Origin of the sequence: Pelagerythrobacter marensis (assembly GCF_001028625.1) — a bacterium.
GTDB classification, from domain to species: domain Bacteria; phylum Pseudomonadota; class Alphaproteobacteria; order Sphingomonadales; family Sphingomonadaceae; genus Pelagerythrobacter; species Pelagerythrobacter marensis.
This window is the reverse complement of sequence record NZ_CP011805.1, coordinates 1,072,277-1,091,875: the sequence shown is the minus strand read 5'-3', so window position 1 is coordinate 1,091,875 and position 19,599 is coordinate 1,072,277. Positions and strand designations below refer to the sequence as shown.

The 19,599-nt window shown below is 63.7% G+C and carries 15 protein-coding genes; 10 read left to right on the top strand and 5 right to left on the bottom strand.

The features are described from left to right. Nucleotides 1–29: 29 nt before the first annotated feature. Nucleotides 30–1,793 (top strand): SLC13 family permease, encoded by a 1,764-nt coding sequence (locus tag AM2010_RS05245; protein WP_082132801.1) that lies wholly within the window; start codon nucleotides 30–32, stop codon nucleotides 1,791–1,793. A 201-nt stretch (nucleotides 1,794–1,994) separates the two neighbouring features. Next, a complete protein-coding gene (locus AM2010_RS05240; RefSeq protein ID WP_236699413.1) occupies nucleotides 1,995–3,299 on the top strand; it encodes an amidohydrolase in 1,305 nt (434 codons plus the stop codon). Nucleotide 3,300: 1 nt separating this feature from the next. Here AM2010_RS05240 and AM2010_RS05235 read toward each other — a convergent pair whose 3' ends face one another. The 3 genes from AM2010_RS05235 to AM2010_RS05230 all read right to left on the bottom strand — a co-directional run bounded on the left by AM2010_RS05235 (nucleotide 3,301) and on the right by AM2010_RS05230 (nucleotide 5,795). After that, nucleotides 3,301–3,810: a hypothetical protein gene (locus AM2010_RS05235; RefSeq protein WP_047806179.1), complete on the bottom strand. Its 510-nt coding sequence runs from the start codon at nucleotides 3,808–3,810 to the stop codon at nucleotides 3,301–3,303. 145 nt (nucleotides 3,811–3,955) lie between these two features. After that, entirely contained in the window at nucleotides 3,956–4,126 is a 171-nt protein-coding gene (locus tag AM2010_RS14265) for a hypothetical protein (RefSeq protein ID WP_169747780.1), read from the bottom strand. Nucleotides 4,127–4,196: 70 nt separating this feature from the next. Beyond that, nucleotides 4,197–5,795, bottom strand: a complete 1,599-nt coding sequence (locus AM2010_RS05230; protein WP_047806178.1) for an isocitrate lyase — start codon at nucleotides 5,793–5,795, stop codon at nucleotides 4,197–4,199. 149 nt (nucleotides 5,796–5,944) lie between these two features. Between AM2010_RS05230 and AM2010_RS05225 the strand changes: the two genes are divergently transcribed. The 6 genes from AM2010_RS05225 (at nucleotide 5,945) to AM2010_RS05200 (ending at nucleotide 15,170) form a co-directional block, all read left to right on the top strand. Further along, nucleotides 5,945–7,333 carry a helix-turn-helix domain-containing protein gene (locus AM2010_RS05225; protein WP_047806177.1) on the top strand — a complete coding sequence of 463 codons (1,389 nt, stop codon included), beginning with the start codon at nucleotides 5,945–5,947 and terminating at the stop codon, nucleotides 7,331–7,333. 144 nt (nucleotides 7,334–7,477) lie between these two features. Next, on the top strand, nucleotides 7,478–8,863 hold the full coding sequence (locus AM2010_RS05220) for a TIGR03013 family XrtA/PEP-CTERM system glycosyltransferase (RefSeq protein WP_047806176.1): 1,386 nt from the start codon (nucleotides 7,478–7,480) through the stop codon (nucleotides 8,861–8,863). Beyond that, entirely contained in the window at nucleotides 8,860–10,989 is a 2,130-nt protein-coding gene (gene prsK / locus AM2010_RS05215; RefSeq protein ID WP_236699412.1) for an XrtA/PEP-CTERM system histidine kinase PrsK, read from the top strand. Before AM2010_RS05220 ends, prsK begins: the two co-directional genes overlap by 4 nt. After that, on the top strand, nucleotides 10,989–12,353 hold the full coding sequence (gene prsR, locus AM2010_RS05210; RefSeq protein WP_047807715.1) for a PEP-CTERM-box response regulator transcription factor: 1,365 nt from the start codon (nucleotides 10,989–10,991) through the stop codon (nucleotides 12,351–12,353). Before prsK ends, prsR begins: the two co-directional genes overlap by 1 nt. A 4-nt stretch (nucleotides 12,354–12,357) precedes the next feature. Continuing rightward, the gene (locus AM2010_RS05205; RefSeq protein ID WP_053043938.1) at nucleotides 12,358–14,097 is read left to right on the top strand and encodes a tetratricopeptide repeat protein; all 1,740 of its coding nucleotides are present in this window, start codon (nucleotides 12,358–12,360) and stop codon (nucleotides 14,095–14,097) included. 98 nt (nucleotides 14,098–14,195) lie between these two features. Next, nucleotides 14,196–15,170, top strand: coding sequence for a bile acid:sodium symporter family protein (locus AM2010_RS05200; RefSeq protein WP_236699411.1), 975 nt, complete (start codon nucleotides 14,196–14,198; stop codon nucleotides 15,168–15,170). Here the strand turns inward: AM2010_RS05200 and AM2010_RS05195 are convergent. Together AM2010_RS05195 and panB are read right to left on the bottom strand one after the other, a co-directional pair. Continuing rightward, entirely contained in the window at nucleotides 15,133–16,212 is a 1,080-nt protein-coding gene (locus tag AM2010_RS05195; protein ID WP_201784034.1) for a DUF475 domain-containing protein, read from the bottom strand. The genes AM2010_RS05200 and AM2010_RS05195 overlap by 38 nt on opposite strands. Before the next feature lie 102 nt (nucleotides 16,213–16,314). After that, nucleotides 16,315–17,184: a 3-methyl-2-oxobutanoate hydroxymethyltransferase gene (gene panB / locus AM2010_RS05190; protein ID WP_047806174.1), complete on the bottom strand. Its 870-nt coding sequence runs from the start codon at nucleotides 17,182–17,184 to the stop codon at nucleotides 16,315–16,317. A 107-nt stretch (nucleotides 17,185–17,291) separates the two neighbouring features. On the opposite strand from panB, the gene AM2010_RS05185 reads away from it, so the two are divergent. Both AM2010_RS05185 and AM2010_RS05180 read left to right on the top strand, forming a co-directional pair. Continuing rightward, on the top strand, nucleotides 17,292–18,725 hold the full coding sequence (locus tag AM2010_RS05185; RefSeq protein ID WP_047806173.1) for a sodium-dependent transporter: 1,434 nt from the start codon (nucleotides 17,292–17,294) through the stop codon (nucleotides 18,723–18,725). Between the two features lie 105 nt (nucleotides 18,726–18,830). Next, nucleotides 18,831–19,592 carry an extensin-like domain-containing protein gene (locus tag AM2010_RS05180; RefSeq protein ID WP_236699410.1) on the top strand — a complete coding sequence of 254 codons (762 nt, stop codon included), beginning with the start codon at nucleotides 18,831–18,833 and terminating at the stop codon, nucleotides 19,590–19,592. Nucleotides 19,593–19,599 lie beyond the last annotated feature (7 nt).

Genomic DNA, 19,599 nt, shown 5'->3' with positions numbered 1-19,599 from the left:
GGGTCCCATCTTTCCATGCCATTGCAGCAATGGCGATTACGGTCGTCATGTTCGTGGCCTTCGCCCGCGGGCGCATGTCGGTGGAAATCATATCGCTGCTGACGATCGCGGTGATCGCCGTCGGCCTCTATTTCTTCCCGCTGGAAGGGACGGGGCCGACCGACGGGCTGCAGCTCGCCTTCTCCGGCTTCGGCCATTACGCGCTGATCACGATTTGCGCGCTGATGATCATGGGGCGCGGGCTCGTCGTCACCGGCGCGCTGGAACCGGCGGCCCGGTTTCTGGAACGGGTGTTCAAGCTCAATCTTCAGCTGGGGCTGCTGGTTTCGCTGCTGCTTGCGTTCGGGCTTTCGATGGGGGTGAACGATACCCCGGTCCTGGTGCTGCTCCTGCCCATTTTCGTCAGCCTCGCCGCACGCGGGGCCATGCCGGCATCGAAGACGTTGATCCCGCTCAATGCCGCCGTGCTGATCGGGGGAATGGCGACCACCATCGGCACATCGACCAATATCCTCGTCGTTTCGATTGCGCGTGACCTGGGCATGCCGCCGATGGGGGTGTTCCATTATACCCCCATTGTCCTGACAGCATCGCTGATTGCGCTGCCATACCTCTGGCTGGTCATGCCGCGGTTGCTGCGCGACAATACGGTTGCCGAGGCCTATGCCCCGCGGCGCTTCCAGACCCGTCTGCGGGTGGGGGACGACAGCGCGCTCAATGGCCAGGTGCTGGCCGCGATTCTGCCGCGTCTGCCGGCCGACATTGCGTTCCATGATGCGCCGCAGGGCCCGATCCAGTCGCAGCAGCAATTGACCATTTCCGGCACGCACGAGGCGCTGGAAGATGCCATGCGCACGCTGAAGGGCGAAGTCGCCCCGGCATGGGTGATCGACCGCATCCGCAGGCGATCTTCGGAAAGCGGGGCCGACATTGCGGTCGTCGAAATGACGGTGACGGCGGATTCGCGGCTGCTCAACCGCACTCTGCCGACATCGGGAATTGCCGATCTGTACGGGGTTGCCGTGCTGGGCATCCATCGTCCCGACCGGATCGTGGGGGAAAAGGATCGCTACAGCGAGGGCGGCGATCTGCGCATCGCGGAAGGCGACGTATTGCTGGTGATGGGAATTGGCGAGGATCTCAACGATTTCGCCCGCGCCGACAGTCTGCTGACGCTGGAAGGGATGCGCGAGCTGCCGCGCCGGTCGAAAGCCGTGCTGGCGGGCGGGATCATGCTGGGTTCGGTCGGCCTCGCGTCGATCGGGCTGCTGCCTATCGCTGTGTCGGCCCTTGCCGGCGCGATCCTGATGTTCGTGACCGGCTGCGTGAAATTCGACCGGGTGGGGCGCGCGCTTTCGGCCAAAGTCATCGTGCTGGTCGCGGCCAGTATCGCGGTGGGCCGGATCGTGCTGGAAAGCGGTGCGGCGGGCTGGCTGGGCGAGGCGCTGGCATCCGGCCTGCAGTTCCTGCCGCCTGCGCTCGTTCTGGCCACGATCATGCTGTTCGTGACGTTCCTGACCAACTTCGCTTCCAACGCCACCGCCGCCACCGTGGGCACGCCGATCGCGTTCAGCATCGCGCAGCAATTGAGCCTGCCGCCAGAACCGCTGATCCTGGCCGTGCTGTTCGGCTGCAACCTGTGTTACGCGACGCCGATCGCTTACCAGACGAACATGCTGATCATGGCCGAAGGCAATTACGAGTTTAAGGATTATATCCGCACTGGCGTGCCGCTCGTCCTGCTGATGGTGGCCACGCTGTCGATCCTGCTGGTGACGACCTACGGGATGTAACGGCCGCGACTTTCCTACACGCGCGCAATCTGCAATGATTGGCGTAACCAGTCCGTCCGGGCCGGGTTGGGTCTGCATTTGGCGGGAAAGTCACAAGGCAGGACCGGGTCCGGGCAAAGGTCACGCAAACGGGGGAATTCTTCAATGGTCGCAATGGTTTCTCGCAAACGTATGGCGCGCTATGCGTCACGCTTCTCGATCATGGCGGGCACTATGCTGCTGGCCGTTCCGGCGCAGGCGGATGAACTGCGCGATGCAGTCGCGGCCGACATGCCCGAATTGATGACGCTCTATCGCGACCTGCACGCCCATCCGGAACTCAGCTTCCAGGAAGTGGAAACGGCGGCCAAGCTCTCGGCACGGATGCGCGATCTCGGCTTTACCGTGACCGAGCAGGTCGGCCGGACGGGTGTGGTCGCGGTGCTGGAAAACGGGGAAGGGCCTACGGTCATGCTCCGCGCCGATATGGATGGCCTGCCGGTGGTGGAGCAGACCGGGCTTCCCTTCGCCTCGAAAGAGGTGGCGGTGCCGGCCTCCGGCGTGGAAACCGGCGTGATGCACGCCTGCGGGCACGACACGCATATGACCGCCTGGATCGGCGCGGCGCAGCAACTGGTCGAACGTCGGGGCGATTGGTCGGGCACGCTGGTGATGATCCTCCAGCCCGCGGAAGAGCTCGGCGAAGGTGCGCTGGCGATGCTGGAGGATGGGCTCTACACGCGCTTTCCCAAGCCCGACTATGTCGTGGCGTTCCACGATGCGGCGCAGTTCCCGGCCGGCATGATCGGCTATTCACCCGGCTTTGCGCTGGCCAATGTGGACAGCGTCGATGTCGTCATCCCGGGTGTCGGCGGGCACGGGGCCTATCCCCATACCACGCGCGACCCCGTGGTGCTTGCCAGCGCCATCGTGATGAAGCTGCAAACTCTGGTGAGCCGCGAAAGCAGCCCGCTCGATCCGGCAGTGGTGACGGTCGGTTCGTTCCATGCGGGGGCGAAGCACAACATCATCTCGGACGAAGCGCGCCTGCAGCTAACGGTGCGTTCCTATACCGACGAATCGCGCAAGCTGCTGCTCGACGGGATCGCCCGGATTGCGCGGGGTGAAGCGATCGCGGCGGGGATGCCGGACGACAAGATGCCGAGCGTCACGGTGCAGGAACCCTATACCCCCGCCACCTTCAACACGCCCGACTTTACGGAAGAAGTCATGGCCGGCTTTCGCGCCCGCTTTGGCGAAGATCGCGTGGTCAAGGTTCCCTCCGTCATGGGCGGTGAAGACTTCGGGCAGTTCCTGCGTGCCGATCCCGACGGCGTGAAGTCGCTGATCTTCTGGGTGGGCGGGGTTCCGCAGGAGCAGTTCGATGCTGCGCAGAGGGGGGAAGGGTCGCTGCCCTCGCTGCACAGCCCGTTCTGGGCGCCCGATGCGGAAAAGGTGATCGGCACCGCGGCCGAGGCGCTGACCGCGGCGGCGCTGGACCTGATGCCTGCTGCCAGCGGCGGCTGATCTACAGCTCGACGCCGCCGCGCGCTGCGGAGCGTTCGAGCAGGCTGCGTGCCTGGCGCGTGCGCTGCGCGCGTAGCTGCTGCAACAGCGCGTCGCGTTCGGCCTGGCTCAGTGCCTCGAACTGGGCCTGGGTCAGCCCGAGCGCGGCGTAGTCGATGCCCAGTCCGACTTGGGTGGTTGCGCGGGAGGGCGGAACGTATCCCGATCCCTGGTCGCTGCCCAGATCATCCATCGGTGCGCCGAACTCGCCACCGCCATCGGCGTCGAACCCGCCGCCTGTGTTGCGCGGGCGATCATGCGATGTGGCGATCAGGCGGGGCTTGCCGTACTTTTCGGCTTCTTCCTGCTTGAGCGCGGTATGCTCGTCCCGTGCGTCCAGCTCTTCGGCCATCGCGCTGCGGTTCTCGCCATCGGCAAAAATCGCAAGCGTCGCCGTCAGACACACGGTGATGACCGCGAAGTGTCTGTATACCTTGGAATTCAATCCGGTCTGGCGTGCGCGACGTGCCATGAGCGCGGGCTAGCGCCAAATCGTTAAGATCGCGGCAATGACGATCGAACCCGGTCTTTGGGTCCAGCGCAGACGTAAGACGGCCGCCGAGACCCCGAAGGACCCCGACGGCCGTGCTCTCCTCCCCAGGAGACTGTAAGCCGGGTCAGCTGTAAGTGCCGAGCCGGTGATGCAAGGCGTTGATACGGGCCAGTTCGTCGCGGTCTTCGACCGTGCGCGCGTGGCTGGCCAGCGCGGCCCGCAGAAGCTTGAAATCCGCGGTGGAAAACAGCGCGCGGGCGCGGCCGGGTTCGCGGGGCAGGGAATCGGTGGTCATTGTGCCTCTCCTTCGGGCGGTGTCGCGGCGGCGGGGACAAGCCGCCGCGAACAGGGTCGACGGTCGCGCGTCAGGCGGCCGCGAACTGGTTCATCGTGTTCTGCTCTCCACCGGCTTTCAACGCAGCTTCTCCGGCGAAGTATTCCTTGTGATCGTCGCCCATGTCGCTGCCGGCCATGTTCTGGTGCTTGACGCAGGCGATGCCCTGGCGAATTTCCTCGCGCTGGACCTGCTTCACGTAACCCAACATGCCTTCCTCACCGAAATAGCGCTTGGCCAGATTGTCGGTGCTCAGCGCTGCCGTATGATAAGTCGGCAGTGTGATGAGGTGGTGGAAAATCCCCGCCTCGCGGGCGGCGTCCCGCTGGAAAGTGCGGATAAGCTCGTCCGCCTCGCTGGCGAGTTCAGTGCCGTCGTAATCCACGCTCATCAGCTTGTTCCGGTCGTAAGCGGACACGTCGCGACCTTCCTCTGCCCAGGCATCGTACACCTGCTGACGGAAGTTGAGCGTCCAGTTGAAGCTGGGCGAATTGTTATACACCAGCTTGGCATCGGGAATGACTTCGCGAATGCGGCTCACCATCCCGCCGATCTGTCCGATGTGCGGCTTCTCCGTTTCGATCCAGAGCAGATCGGCGCCGTTCTCCAGGGCCGTCACGCAATCGAGAACGCAGCGGTCCTCTCCGGTCCCCGGACGGAACTGATAGAGGTTGCTGGGCAGCCGCTTGGGGCGCATCAGCTTGCCATCGCGGGTGATCAGGACGTCGCCGTTGCCGATCTGTGCGGGATCGACCTCGTCACAGTCGAGGAAGGCGTTGTACTGATCGCCCAGATCCCCCGGCTCGTCGCTGAAGGCGATCTGCTTGGTGAGGCCGGCGCCGAGGCTGTCGGTGCGGGCGACGATGATGCCGTCTTCCACCCCCAGTTCGAGGAAGGCGTAACGGATCGCGCGGATTTTCTGCAGGAAATCCTCATGCGGAACGGTGACTTTGCCGTCCTGATGCCCGCACTGCTTTTCGTCGCTGACCTGGTTTTCGATCTGCAGTGCACATGCCCCCGCCTCGATCATCTTGCGAGCGAGAAGGTATGTGGCCTCTGCATTGCCGAAGCCGGCATCGATGTCGGCGATGATCGGCACGACATGGGTTTCGTGGTTCTCGATGGCATGTTCGAGCCGCTTGGTTTCGACTGCGTCGCCGCGCTCGCGCGCCTTGTCGAGATCGCGGAACAGCATGCCCAGCTCGCGGGCGTCAGCCTGGCGCAGGAACGTGTACAGTTCTTCGATCAGCGCGGGGACGCTGGTCTTCTCATGCATCGATTGATCGGGCAGCGGCCCAAACTCGCTCCGCAGCGCGGCGATCATCCAGCCCGACAGATAGAGATAACGGCCCTTGGTGGTGCCAAAATGCTTCTTGATGGAAATCATCTTCTGCTGCCCGATGAAGCCATGCCAGCAGCCGAGCGACTGGGTGTAGGCCGCAGGGTCGGCATCGTAGGCAGCCATGTCCTCGCGCATGATCTTCGCGGTGTGCCGCGCGATATCGAGGCCGGTGGGGAAGCGGTTCTGGGTCTGCATCCGCGCTGCCGATTCGGGATCGATCGCGTTCCAGGGTGCGCCCCGGCCGTCTATGGTCCGGCGAAATTCTTCGATCTTGGCCTGATACGTCACGGTTCGTCTCCTGAGTTCTGCGGCGATGTCGCCTTGGAACCCCTGCTCGCATCCGGCGGCCGACTACTCCAGAGAAAGTTACAGACTTTGTTGTCCTTTTGCGTCATACAGGCGCGGTTGATCTGTAAAGATGTAAAGGAATTTACAAGATGGCCGATGACGCAGTGTTTGCCGGGCCGGCGCTGCGCCGTTTGCGAAGGCGGGAAGGGCTGACGCAGGCGGCCATGGCAACGCAACTGGGAATTTCACCCAGCTATCTGAACCTGATCGAACGCAATCAGCGACCGCTGACGGCGCGCGTGATGGTCCAGGTCGTCGAGCGCTTCGATTTCGATCCGCGAAGCCTGCGCGAGGCGGAAAGCGTGGGCGGCGTGGACGGTCTGGCCCGGCGCCTTGCCGATCAGCGGTTTTCCGCTCTGGCGATTGATCGCGACGAGATGGCGGAGATACTGGCGGTCGCCCCGCATTTCGCCACCGCGTTTGCCCAGATCTATGATGCCGCCGGGCGTGGCGGAGGCGCTGATGGGGCTGACGATCCGCTTGCCGTGGCGCGTCGGGAGATCGAACGCTGGCGCAATCACTTCGCCGATCTCGATGTCGCGGCAGAAGAAATGGCGGATGAACTCCGCCTCTCACGCGCCGACATCGGCGCGGCGTTGACGGAGCGGCTGCGAGAACGGCACCAGATTGCCCTGCGTATCCTTCCGCGCGACGTCATGCCCGACCTGGTCCGCCGGCTCGATCTCCATGCACGCCAGTTGCAGCTTTCGGAGATGCTCGACCCGGCCTCGCGCAATTTCCAGATTGCGACACAGCTTGCGCATCTGGAACAGCGCGAGGCGGTAAGAACACTGGCTGCGGGACCGGATCTGGTGAATGAGCAGGCACGCAAGCTATTCGAACACCACCTCTACGCCTATTTCGCGGCGGCCCTGATCATGCCTTATGGCCGGTTCATGCGTGCCTGCGATGCGACCGGATATGACTTCCCGGTGCTCATGCGCCGTTTCGGGGTCAGTTTCGAACAGCTCGCCCATCGCCTGACTACGCTGCAGCGGGTGGGGCAGCGCGGCTTGCCCTTCTTCATGGCGCGGATCGACCGCGCCGGGCAGTTTTCCAAGCGTTTCGCAGGGGCCAGCGGAGCGACCTTTCTTGAAGGCGAGGCGACCTGCCCCCTCTGGCACGTGCACCGGGCGTTCGAACGCGCCGGCGAATGGTGCGTCCAGGATATCGCGCTCCACGCCGCTGAGGGTCACGATCACTGGCTGACGATCTCGCGCCTGTCCGATGGCGTCGGTGCAGAAGGGGAAGCGCAGTTCGCGGTGGTGGTCGGCATCGAGGCACGCTTTGCCGCCGAACTGGCCGCGGCACGTGGGCATGCGCTGCGGCGCGACCATGCTCAGGTTGTCGGGCCAGGTTGCCGCATCTGTCATGTCCCGGAATGCCGCCAGCGCTCCTTGCCACCGCAGAACGCGCAGCTTTCCTTCGACACCCACCAGCGCGGCGTTACCGCCTATCGATTCCACGACACGGACTGAGTTGAGAGCACTGCCGGTTTATCGGCGCGTTAACGCTTTGATCGCGCGCGCACGGCGGTTTCCCGTCACCTGTCAAGTTTACCGACATTTCACATCTGTTCCCTAACCCGGCCGCTGTCGAAGCAACTCTCGGACCGGATAGAGATGATCCGCCTGTTCAAGCATTATATCCCCCACGCGGTCTTGCTGCTGGGTCTGGTCGATCTGTTGCTGCTGGTTGCGGCAGGCGAACTGGGATGGATCCTGCGTGCATCGCAGGCGGGGATCGACACCGGGCCGGTGCGTGAACGGGTGGTGCCGTTGGCCGGCTTTGCCATCACCGTCTGGGTCGCGATGATCTCTGTCGGCGTCTATGGCAACGAGGCGCTGCGTTCCATGCGCTATGCCTGTGCGCGCCTGCTGGTTGCGATCAGTCTTTCGATCATCGGGCTCTCCCTGCTCGATTTCCTCCTTCCCGGGCTGACGTTCTGGCGGTCGACGCTGCTGTTCGCGATGGTGCTGTCTGCGCTGTTCCTGATGCTCAACCGGCTGTTGCTGGGCTCGTTTCTGGGCGCTTCGGCATTCCGGCGCCGGATTCTGGTCCTTGGCGCCGGCGCGCGCGCGCAGCGGTTGCGTAAACTGGGGGAGCGGCCCGAAAGCGGCTTCGCGATCGTTTCCTATATCGCGATGGCCGAAGGGGAGCGCGAAGTCGAAGAGGCGATTTCGCGCACGGCGATCCACGATCTGGGCCGCTTCGTGGAAAATCTCGGCGCGAGCGAAGTGGTTCTGGCGCTGGAGGAGCGTCGGAACGCCCTGCCGCTGAAAGATCTTCTGCGGATCAAAACGATGGGCGTGTACGTCAATGATTTTTCCAGTTTCATGGAGCGGGAGACCGGTCGGGTCGATCTCGATACGCTGAATCCCAGCTGGCTGATTTTTTCCGACGGATTCTCGTCGGGTCGAATGATATCGAGCGCGTTCAAGCGGGTGTTCGATATTGCCGCCAGCAGCCTGCTGCTCCTGCTGACGTTCCCGGTCATTCTTCTGTTCGCGGCGCTGGTCAAAATCGATAGCAGGGGGCCGGCATTTTTTCGCCAGACCCGCGTCGGACTTTACGGGCAGCATTTCGATCTCGTCAAACTGCGCTCCATGCGCACCGATGCCGAAAAGGACGGGGCCAAATGGGCGGAGCGTAACGACAGCCGGATCACCCGCGTGGGCCGCTTCATCCGCAAGACCCGGATCGACGAGCTGCCGCAGGTCTGGACGGTCCTGACCGGGCGGATGAGCTTCGTCGGGCCTCGACCCGAAGTGCCGAAGTTCGTCGCCGATCTGGAAGATCAGCTTCCCTACTATGCGGAGCGGCATATGGTGAAGCCGGGGATCACCGGCTGGGCACAGATCAATTACCCCTATGGTGCCTCGATCGAGGATTCGCGGCACAAGCTGGAATACGATCTCTACTACGCGAAGAACTACACCCCGTTTCTCGACCTCCTGATCCTGTTGCAGACATTGCGGGTCGTGCTCTGGCACGAAGGCGCGAGGTGATACCGCTCGGGTCCTCCGGCTGGCAGTTCGTCGGCTTCTTCTTCCATCTGGCATGTGCGCTTGCCTGCACAATCGCCGGCTACTGGTTGCTGCGCCATCCGCAGGTCACGATACCGCATCGCTGGTGGACGCTCTGCGCGCTTTCGCTCACGGCGATCTGGTCGCTCGTCGTTGCTGCGCTGGGGGCGGGGCACCTGCTTGCTGTCACAGCCTCCGCAGCGCGCGATATTGCCTGGGTATTCGTGCTCTATCGTCTCTTCGCCGCCGACGGACGGCACCAGCTGACGCAACCGGTTCGCCCGGTCGTCGCCGCGCTGACGCTGGTGATTCTGTTGCAAGCGGCGGTCGCTGCGGCGGCGGCATTCATTGGACCGGACGCACTGCCCGATCACAGCTCGCCCTTGTTCGGAATCGTGGCCCTGCTGCATATTCTGGTCGCGGTGGGCGCGCTGGTTCTTGCCCACAATCTCTATGTCGGGGCATCGCCCGCGCTGCGCCCTTTGCTGCGCTGGCCTGCCGGTGCGCTGACCGGGTTCTGGGCTTACCAGCTCAATCTGTTCACCATCGCCTATCTGGGCGGAGCGGTCGACGGGTTGCTCGCGTTCGAGGGGCTGATTGCAGGACTGGTCGGGGCGCTCCTGGTTTTTGGGGGAAGCGCACAGGTGGAGGGCCGCCGCCTCAGCCCCTCGCGCACAGTTGCGTTCCGCACGCTCTCCCTGGTGATAATCGGTGCTTATCTGCTTGTCATGGCGATCGTCGCCGGATCGTTGAGTCTGTTGGGCGACGGCCTGCAACGCCTGACGCAAGTTGCCCTGGTGTTCGCCGCGATGGCGCTGGCTCTTCACTGGCTGCCGTCGCGCAAATTGCGGGGCTGGTGGCGGGTGACCGTGATCAAGCATCTGTTCGAACACCGCTATGATTATCGTGCAGAATGGCTTCGGTTCACTCGCACGATCGGCCGGATCCCGGGGAACGAGGGGGAGGCCGAAGACCTCTCCCACCGTGCCGTTCGCGCAATGGCCAATGTCGTGGAGAGCCCTTCGGGCCTGTTGTTCGCGCCGGATGAAGATGGCGCGTTCGTGCTCGCCGGGCGCTGGAACTGGCCTGATATCGCAGTGCCCCCGCAACCGATTCCGCCTCAGCTTGCAGAGGCGATCGCTCGCTCCGACCGGATCGTCGATCTTGATCGGAACCGTGAGGAATCGGACGACTTTGTCCTACCCTGCTGGCTCGCCGATAGGGCGGATGTCTGGGCCGTTGTACCGCTGCTGCACTTTGAACGGCTCCAGGCCGTCATCGTGCTTTCGCGCCCAGCATTGCCGCGTCGGCTCGACTGGGAAGACTTCGATCTGCTGCGGATTATCGGCCGGCAGCTGGCAAGCTATCTGGCCGAACGCGCCAAGCACGAAGCGTTGCTGGAAGCGCGCCAGTTCGACGAGTTCAGCCGCCGCATCGCCTTTGTGATGCACGATGTGAAAAACCTCGCCAGTCAGCTGTCCCTTCTGGCTCGAAACGCGGAACTTCACGGGGACAATCCGGCCTTTCGCGCGGATATGCTGGTGACGCTGCGAAACAGTGCGGACAAGCTCAATGCGTTGATCGCGCGGCTCGGGCGCTATCGAACCGGTGACCGGATTGGGCTGGATCGCGTCGAACTGGATGAAGTGGCGCGGCGTGTCGTTGGCGGGACGGGGCGGGGCGGCCGGGTGACCACGCTCGGTACGCCGGGGATCGCGGTTCTCGGCAACTCCGAAGCACTGGAACAGGCAATCGCGCACCTCGTACAGAACGCGATCGAGGCGAGCGAAGCGGGGACGCCGGTCTATCTCGATTTCTCGACCGATGGTGTGCGCGCCCGGATCGACGTGGTCGATTCGGGCGAAGGTATGTCGTCGCAATTCGTACGCGATCGGCTGTTCAAGCCGTTCGTTTCGTCCAAGTCGGCTGGCTTCGGCATCGGCGCCTACGAAGCGCGCGAACTGGTGCGGGCAATGGGCGGCCGGATCGACGTCGATTCCCGGTTTGGCGTTGGAACCCGATTTTCGATCAGCCTGCCCGTGTTCGCCGCTGCCGAACTCGCTCGCCTGGCAAACGACAGCGTCGCGGCGGGCGCGAAAGGGACATGATGGCGAAAGACAAACCCCGGCTGCTGGTCGTGGAGGACGATCAGGGCCTGCAAGCTCAGTTGAAATGGGCTTACGACGATTTCGAGGTGGTCTGCGCCGGCGACCGCGAAGCGGCACTTGCCGCGCTTCGATCGGAAGAGCCTGCAGTCGTGACACTCGATCTTGGCCTTCCGCCGGACCCGGACGGTGTGACCGAAGGGTTCGCACTGCTCGATGCGATCATGGAACTGAAGCCCGATACCAAGGTGATCGTGGCTTCGGGTCACGGCGCCCGGCAGAGCGCACTCGATGCGATCGCACACGGCGCTTATGACTTTTACGGCAAGCCGGTCGATATCGACGACCTCGGCCTGATCGTGCGCCGTGCCTACCAGCTGTGGCAGATCGAGCGCGAGAACGCTCGCCTTTCGCTGCGTGTTGGCGAGGACAAGACGGTGCTCGGCGGATTGATTACCGCGGCGCCGGAAATGCTGAAAGTCGCCCGAATGATCGAGCGCGTGGCGAACACCGGGGTTTCCGTCATGCTGCTGGGGGCGAGCGGAACCGGCAAGGAGCTGCTGGCGCGCGGTCTGCACGCGGCGAGTGATCGGGCCGAAGGCCGCTTTGTCGCGATAAACTGCGCTGCGATCCCGGAAACCCTGCTGGAAGCCGAGCTGTTCGGTCACGAGAAGGGGGCCTTTACCGGCGCGATCAAGGCCACTGAAGGGAAGATCGAACAGGCGCACGGCGGCACGCTGTTTCTGGATGAAGTCGGCGACATCCCGCTGGCCTTGCAGGTCAAGCTGCTGCGCTTTCTGCAGGAGCGCCAGATCGAAAGAATCGGCGGGCGCAAGGCGATTGATGTCGATACCCGGATCGTCTGTGCCACACACCAGAATCTCGAGGCGATGATAGGCGAGGGGCGCTTTAGGGAAGATCTGTTCTATCGCCTGGCCGAAATCGTCGTGAAGATCCCTGCTCTCGCCGAACGCGCGGGAGACGCGACTTTGCTGGCGACCGCCTTCGTCAAGCGTTTCGCGACGGAAATGAACCCGGCGATCAGGGGATTCGCCCCCGACGCACTAGCTGCGATCGACAGCTGGGGCTGGCCTGGAAATGTCCGCGAGCTTGAAAACCGGGTCAAACGGGCCGTGATCATGGCCGATGGCAAGCTGATCAGCGCGGCCGATCTCGATCTGGAGGAAGCCCTCGATGAAGGCGATCTGCCGCTCAATATCAAGAGCGCACGGGAGCGGTCCGATCGGCGGGTCATCCGGCACGCATTGGCGCGGAGCGAGGGGAATATCTCGCAAGCGGCTAAGCTGCTCGGGATCAGCCGGCCGACGCTGTACGACCTTCTGAAGCAGTACGATCTGCAAGGCTGAGGCCATGAGGGGCAAGGGCATCTTCCTGCTGCTCGCGCTGATGGTTGCTGGCTGCCAGGAATCTGAACCGCGGCAACCTCCGCTGATGGAGGCGCGTGCGCTGCTGGAGCGGGGGGATGGGCTGGGTGGCGAGATTGCGCTTCGCCGTCTGCTGGATGGCGGTACGCCCGACGAGGAACTGGCCGCCTATCTGGGGCAAGCCGAGTTATTGCAGGGCAATACCGGTGCGGCTCGCAGATGGCTGGAAGAGGGCGCGTTCTCGGCCGATACTCGTGGACACGGTTTCCGCATGCTGGGCCGGCTGGAGATGGCGGAAGGAAACCTTGCCGCTGCCGGTTCGGCATTCGACCGCGCTTTGCAAAGCATGCCGGACGATCCTGAACTGTGGGTCGATATCGGGCGTCTCCGTTATCGCGGGGGCGAACAGTCCCAGGCTGTCGATGCCAGCAAGAAGGCGGTCGACCTTGGCCCGCAGAATGTGGTGGCGCTGACATTCAGGGGGCAACTGGTGCGCGATGCCTATGGCATGGAAGCCGCGTTGCCCTGGTTCGAAGCTGCGCTGGAAATTGAACCGAGCGACGCGGATGTGCTGGCCGAGTATGCAGCGACACTGGGGGAACTGGGCCGAACCCGCGAAATGCTGTCGACTACCCGCGACCTGGCCGCAGCGACGCCGGGCGATTCGAGGGTGCCGCTGTTTCAGGCGGTCCTAGCGGCGCGTGCGGGAGAATTCGGGCTGGCGCACGACATCCTGGGGCGGGGCGCCGATCCAAGGCGCATGAGTGCCGCCGGGGCGCTGATGGCAGCAGTCGCTGATCTGGAAGCGGGCAATCCTGCAAGCGCAGCTCAAACATTCGACAGGCTGCTACGCGCGCAGCCCGATAACCGACGTCTCCGCCACTTGCTGGTCCGTGCGCTGCATCTGGCTGGGAACGATCGCGAGCTGGTCTATCGGTTCGCCGACGATGCCCGCTCCGAAAGCGCCGATCGCTATCTCGTGCAAATGGTGGGCCGTGCGTATGAAGCGCTGGGAGAGCGAAAGAGTGCAGCGCCATTTCTGGAACGGGCGACGCAGGATAGCGCAAATGGATTGGTGGTACTGCGATCAACGATCCCGCCTGACGTCGCCGCGGCAAGGGGCGGCGGCACTGGTGCCGAAACGCGAAACCTGGTCCGTGCGCTAATCGGCGATGGTCGTTCCAAGGCAGCAGTTGCCGCGGCGGAGGCCTTCCGCAGCCGGGTAGCGGGATCGGCCGACGCAGCAGGTCTGGCTGGCGATGCCTATCTGGCAGCCGGTCAGCCGAAAGCAGCCCTGGACCGGTATCGCGCCGCTGCAGAGATTCGCCGACCGTGGCCGCTGGTGCGGCGCATGGTGGCGGCGCTGAATGCTGTGGATAGCAGAGCCGAAGCAGCATGGTTGGTCGACAGCCAACTCGCCAGCGAACCCGCCAATCGGGAAGCTCTTGCCATGGCCGCATGGATGGCGTTCGACAGCGGGTGGATCGAGCGGGGCCAGGCACTGTTGCGCCGTGCGATCGAGCTAGGGGGATCGCGCGATCCGGTTCTTCTCTCGCTCGCAGCCGACCGCGCCCTGCGTTCGGGGGAGCAAGACGAGGCGATGCGCTTTGCCATGAAGGCGTATCGCCTGCAGCGCAGAAACGCCGCTGCAGGGCGAGCGCTCGCCCAGGCACTGCGCGCCACCGGAAATGGCGCAGCGGCAGACGCAGTGCAGGCGGGTTCCTGACACTCCGCGCGCGGTCACTCACCGCCACGAAACACTCGTACCCCGGCGCGCTGGCCACCTGCTCGACAAGCGAGGGGTGAGGCGGCATGGCGCGCCGCATGACCGGAACGATCCTTTCGCGCATAGACCCGATGGTACGGCTTCTGGCGGTGACGATCGCGCTGGCGACGGTGCTGCCCGCAATGGGGGCGGGCAGGGACATCGCGCAGGCGATTTCCAGTCTTGCGATCTTTCTGCTGTTCTTCCTCAACGGATTGCGGCTTTCGCGGGCAGACGTTCTGCGCGGCCTGGGCCACGGTCGTTTCCTCTTGCCGCTTGCCGCATGGTGTTTCGGGGCTATGGCCGTGGCGGGGATGGTCGCCTCGCACTTCGCAGACGGCTGGCTGCCGGAAGAGATTGCGATCGGCTTCCTGTTCCTGGGCACCCTGGCGTCGACCGTGCAATCGGCCACGGCTTATTCTTCGCTGGCAGGGGGCAATGTCGCGGTGTCGGTCGTCGCCGCGGCACTGCTGAACATCCTTGGCGTGTTTGTCACCGCGCCTTTGTTCGCGCTCCTCGGCGGGTTCGCGGGGGCCGACGTCGGGCTCGGCGCTCTAGGCAAAATTCTCGCATTGCTGGTGCTGCCCTTCGTGCTGGGGCAGGCGCTTCAGGGGGTTGGCAGGCCCTTCGTTGTCAAACATGCGCAGGTCGTTACGTGGATGGATCGCCTGGCGATCGCCATTGCCGTCTACGTGGCGTTTTCCGCCGCGGTGGAGCAGGGCATCTGGCAAGCGCTCTCGTTCGATCAGTGGGCGCTCGTATCGGTGATCCTGGCCGCGCTGCTGATCTTTGCTTTTGCTGGAGCATGGCATTTGGCCAAAGCTCTGCAGCTCAACCGGCAGATGCGGATTTCATTCATGTTCGCGGGCGCTCACAAAAGCGTGGTCAGCGGCGCGCCGATAGCGCTGATCCTTTTCGGGGCCGAACGTGCAGGCCTGATCCTCGTCCCCCTGCTCGCCTATCACCTGCTACAACTGATCGTCTCCGCGCCGCTCGCTACTCGGCTGGCGCGTTCGAGCTATCCGTCTCTCTAGCCGCATGGTGCCGGTTGTGGCGAACCGACCACCACAGCGAAAGCCCAATGAGGACGGCCCCGATCAGGCCGGTAATCGTTTCCGGGATATGCACGACAGCTGAAAACAGCATGATCATGCCGAGAACGATAATGGCCCAGAAGGCACCGTGTTCGAGGAAGCGATACTGTGCCAGCGTGCCCTGTTTCACCAGGTGGATGGTCATCGAACGGACGAACATTGCCCCGATGGAAAGCCCCAGGGCAATGACGATCATGTTGTTGGACAGGGCGAAGGCACCGATCACCCCGTCGAAACTGAACGATGCGTCGAGCACGTTGAGATAGAGGAACCCGCCGAGCCCGCTTCGGACCACGGCCCCCTGAAGCCGGGCAGCCTCCGCCCGCATCTCAAGGATCGTGTTGACCCCTTCGACAGCGATGAAGGTAACCAGGCCCAATATGCCAGCGACCAGGAAAGTCAGCGCATCGGCTGGGGACAGCATCGTTGAAATGCCCCACATGACCAGCAGCAGAAGGGCTATTTCCGCCGCCGGGAGGGCGGCGAAACGTGCAAGTTGCAGCTCGACGACGCGAATCCAGTGCACATCCTTGTCGAGGTCGAAGAAGAATTTGAGCCCGACCATCGCGAGAAACGCGCCGCCGAACCCGGCGATGCCGACATGGGCGGAGCTGACGATTTCCTCGTACCGGGCAGGATCGTTGAGCGAGAGATTGAGCGTCTCGATCGGGCCGAGGCCGGCCGCAATCGCCACGATGGCGAGCGGGAAAACAACCCGCATTCCGAAGACCGCGAATGCGATGCCCCAGGTCAGGAAGCGCCGCTGCCAGACCTCGTCCATTTCCTTCAGCACCGAAGCGTTGACCACTGCATTATCGAAGCTGAGCGAAACCTCGAGCACCGACAGAACGACGATGATCCACAGCAGCGAGGCCGTTGCACCGACATCGCCGGTGCTGGCCCAGCCATACCAGACCCCCAGGCCGAGGCAGATCAGCGTGAAAACGAACGAGAACTTGTAGAAACGAAGCAGCGTGGCCATGCGGCGATCCCGTAAACTGGACGGCTCGATCCAAACGAACGACCCGGTTGATGAGCGGGCCGGCTAGGAAATCCCGCGTCGACGCGCAAGTTCCCGCCAGCGCTACTTCGGCTGGTAAGTCTGGGCCTCTCCGGGAAAGGAACGCTCGCGGACTTCGGCGGCATAAGTCGCCGCGGCGCGCGAGATCACGTCGGCCATTTCCTCGTATCGCTTCACGAAACGGGGAACGCGCTCGAACATGCCGAGCATATCTTCGCACACGAGCACCTGGCCATCGCACTGGGCGGAGGCGCCGATACCGATCGTCGGACATCCGACCGCCTGGGTGACGTCGATCGCTATTGGCTCGACAACCCCTTCCACCACAATGGCGAAGGCGCCGGCCTCGTCCAGCGACCTGGCATCGCTGACGATCTTGTCGGCTTCCGCGTCGCTGCGGCCGCGGGCCGCATAGCCGCCGAGGACGTTGACAGCTTGCGGGGTCAGGCCGACGTGGCCCATCACCGGTATCCCGCGCTGGGTCAGAAAGGCGACGGTTTCGGCCATGGCCGCGCCGCCTTCCAGCTTCACGCCGGCGGCCCCACTGATCTTCAGCAGCTGCGATGCGCTTTCGAAAGCCTGCTGAGGAGAGCTTTCGTAGCTGCCGAACGGCATGTCCACGATCACGACCGAATGGTAACTGCCCCGCACCACCGCAGCACCATGATTGGCCATCATATCCAGCGTGACGGGAATGGTGGAGGGAAGGCCGTAGATCACCTGCCCGAGCGAGTCGCCGACCAGCAGCAGGTCGCAATGCTCGTCCAGCAACTGTGCCTGCCGCGCGGTATAGGCGGTCAGCATGACCAGCGGCTGTTCGGTCACCCCGTCCTTCTTGCGTTGGCGGATCTTGGGGACCGTGAGCCGTCGCATGGGCTGCGGTGTCGGGGTCGCGCGGCTGGTAGCGGTGTCGAGCTGAAAGGTGGTGGACATGGTGCGGGTTCTAGCGATCTCGGGGGCAAGCGCCAACCATCCCCTTGGCCTTTGCCGCAAAACTTGCAACATGGGCTAAGTCGTCCAAAGGGAAGGGGAATTTTCGGATGGTTGCAACCGCAAGTGCGCAAGCAGGTGAGCAGGGCTGGTCCTCGCGCACAGCGTTCATTCTGGCAGCGGTCGGGGCCGCTGTCGGGCTCGGCAATATCTGGAGATTTCCGACACTTGCGGGCGAAAATGGTGGCGGCGCCTTTGTGCTGGTCTACCTGGTTTGCGTTCTGCTGATCGGCTTGCCGCTGATGCTTTCCGAATTTGTGGTGGGCCGTGCGGGGCAGTCGGATGCGATCGGTTCCGTCCAACGGGTGGCTGACGAGTCGCGGGTTTCGCGTCGATGGAGCATCTTCGGCGGTATCGAAATTCTCGCCGGCTTCCTGATTCTCTCGTTCTACTCGGTCGTTGCCGGTTGGGTCCTCTATTACATCTGGCTGTCGGGCGGAGACTTCTTCGGCAATCTGTTTGCCGGTGAAGCGTTGCGTGGCGCCTTCTCCGACCTGGGGCAGGACGCGGTGAGCGGTATGATGGGCGATCTGTTCGCCAGCCCGGGCCGGCTGATCCTGGTCCACGCACTGTTTATGACCGCAACGATCGCGATCGTCGCCAGCGGCGTGCACGACGGGATCGAGAAGGCTGCCACCTGGTTGATGCCGGCGTTCTTCTTCCTGCTTCTGGGCATTACCATTTACGGCGCCTTCACCGGGGATTTCGGCCGGGCGGTGACATTCATGTTCACGCCGGACTTTTCCAAGCTGACGGCACCGGTGATGAACGAGGCGCTGGGGCAGGCGTTCTTCTCGCTCAGCCTGGCATCGGGCGCTCTCATTACATACGGCGCCTACGTCGCGCGCGATGTGAACCTGGCTCCTACCGCTGCCACCATCAGTCTTGCGGATACTGCCGTGGCATTGATCGCCGGACTGATGATTTTTCCGATCGTTTTCGCGGTCGGTCTCGACCCCTCGGTCGGTCCGGCGCTTATCTTCCAGTCGCTGCCGGTTGCTTTCCAGACGATGCCGGGCGGATCGCTGATCGGGCTGCTGTTCTTCGTCCTGATCTTCTTTGCCGCTTTGACCAGTTCGATTTCGCTCCTGGAAGGGCCGACGGCGTGGGCGATCGATCGCTTCGGGCTGCGCCGGCCTGCCGCTGCCGTCATGCTGGGCCTTGGGGCGTTTGTGATCGGCATTGCCTGCGCGCTTGGCTACAATGTCTGGGCGGACGTGCGGCCGTTGGGCTTCTGGGACATCTTCGCGGATGCTGACATCCTCGACACGATTGACGGCTTTACGGGCAAGTTGATGTTGCCGCTCGCAGGCCTTCTGATGTCGATCTTCGTCGGCTGGAAGGCGGATCGGCGGCTGGTCGAGGTGCAAACCGGGCTTAGCGGTGGCCTGTTTGTCCTGTGGCGGTTTCTCGTCGCGTGGTTGTGCCCCATAGCGGTCGCCCTGATCCTGCTGTTCGGTCTTTTCCCGCAGCTTCTCGGCTGACGTCAGGCGGTTGCTTCCCACGTCTGCGGGAACCCCGTGCCGATCTGCTCGGTTGCCAGGGTGGACCTCGGGGCAAGTGCGGATTTGCAATGATTGTCAGGCCGATTGCTGAATGCCACGGACGAAGCCTTGGCTGACCGGCGCTCGGCAAAGACACGGCGCGCTGGCGTGCATTTCCGAGGCGATTTGCGCCTTCTGGGGCTGATGTTGGTTGTGGGCACCCTGCTGGCCGCAAGAGGCTGGTTGGCCGACCACCCCCAGCATAACCCCTGGGCCCCACTGGACCTGGACGATCCCCCTGGCTGGGCTACACAGACCAAGCTGGTGTCGCTGAAAGACGACCGCGCCGAATGCAGGGCCGTCCTGGAGCGGAGTGGCGTGAGTTTTCGCGCCCTGGATGCGCGCGGAGAAGGGGCTTGCCGGCGGCCGGATCGCACCGTGATCGACAATCTCGCGCTTGGCCCCAGCGTTCCGCCCACCACTTGCCCGATTGGTGTGGGGCTGACGATCTGGTTGCGCGATGTCGTGCAACCGGCCGCGCGCCGGCATTTCGGCGAAGCCGTGCGCCGCGTCGACCATCTTGGGGCCTTCAGTTGCCGGAGGCTCTATGGCCGCGCTGAAGGACGCTGGAGCGAGCATGCGACCGGCAATGCCATCGATGTCGGCGCGTTCGTTCTGGCCGACGGTCGGCGGATCACGGTGCTGGGAGACTGGGAGGGAGGCGCGAGTGAGCGGAGCTTCTTGCGCGAGGTTCGCGACGGGGCGTGCCCTCTGTTCGCGACAGTGCTTTCACCGGAATACAACGCCGCCCATGCGGACCATTTCCACTTCGATCAGGCCGGCCGCTACACCGGAGTGTGTCGGTAGAGTGGTA

Excerpts from the sequence above, each read along its gene's own strand:
- AM2010_RS05245 (WP_082132801.1), top strand. The coding sequence starts at position 30 with ATGGCGATTACGGTCGTCATGTTCGTGGCCTTCGCCCGCGGGCGCATG.
- AM2010_RS05240 (WP_236699413.1), top strand. The coding sequence starts at position 1,995 with ATGGCGGGCACTATGCTGCTGGCCGTTCCGGCGCAGGCGGATGAACTG.
- AM2010_RS05235 (WP_047806179.1), bottom strand. The coding sequence starts at position 3,810 with ATGGCACGTCGCGCACGCCAGACCGGATTGAATTCCAAGGTATACAGA.
- AM2010_RS14265 (WP_169747780.1), bottom strand. The coding sequence starts at position 4,126 with ATGACCACCGATTCCCTGCCCCGCGAACCCGGCCGCGCCCGCGCGCTG.
- AM2010_RS05225 (WP_047806177.1), top strand. The coding sequence starts at position 5,945 with ATGGCCGATGACGCAGTGTTTGCCGGGCCGGCGCTGCGCCGTTTGCGA.
- AM2010_RS05220 (WP_047806176.1), top strand. The coding sequence starts at position 7,478 with ATGATCCGCCTGTTCAAGCATTATATCCCCCACGCGGTCTTGCTGCTG.
- prsR (WP_047807715.1), top strand. The coding sequence starts at position 10,989 with ATGGCGAAAGACAAACCCCGGCTGCTGGTCGTGGAGGACGATCAGGGC.
- AM2010_RS05205 (WP_053043938.1), top strand. The coding sequence starts at position 12,358 with ATGAGGGGCAAGGGCATCTTCCTGCTGCTCGCGCTGATGGTTGCTGGC.
- AM2010_RS05200 (WP_236699411.1), top strand. The coding sequence starts at position 14,196 with ATGACCGGAACGATCCTTTCGCGCATAGACCCGATGGTACGGCTTCTG.
- AM2010_RS05195 (WP_201784034.1), bottom strand. The coding sequence starts at position 16,212 with ATGGCCACGCTGCTTCGTTTCTACAAGTTCTCGTTCGTTTTCACGCTG.
- panB (WP_047806174.1), bottom strand. The coding sequence starts at position 17,184 with ATGTCCACCACCTTTCAGCTCGACACCGCTACCAGCCGCGCGACCCCG.
- AM2010_RS05185 (WP_047806173.1), top strand. The coding sequence starts at position 17,292 with ATGGTTGCAACCGCAAGTGCGCAAGCAGGTGAGCAGGGCTGGTCCTCG.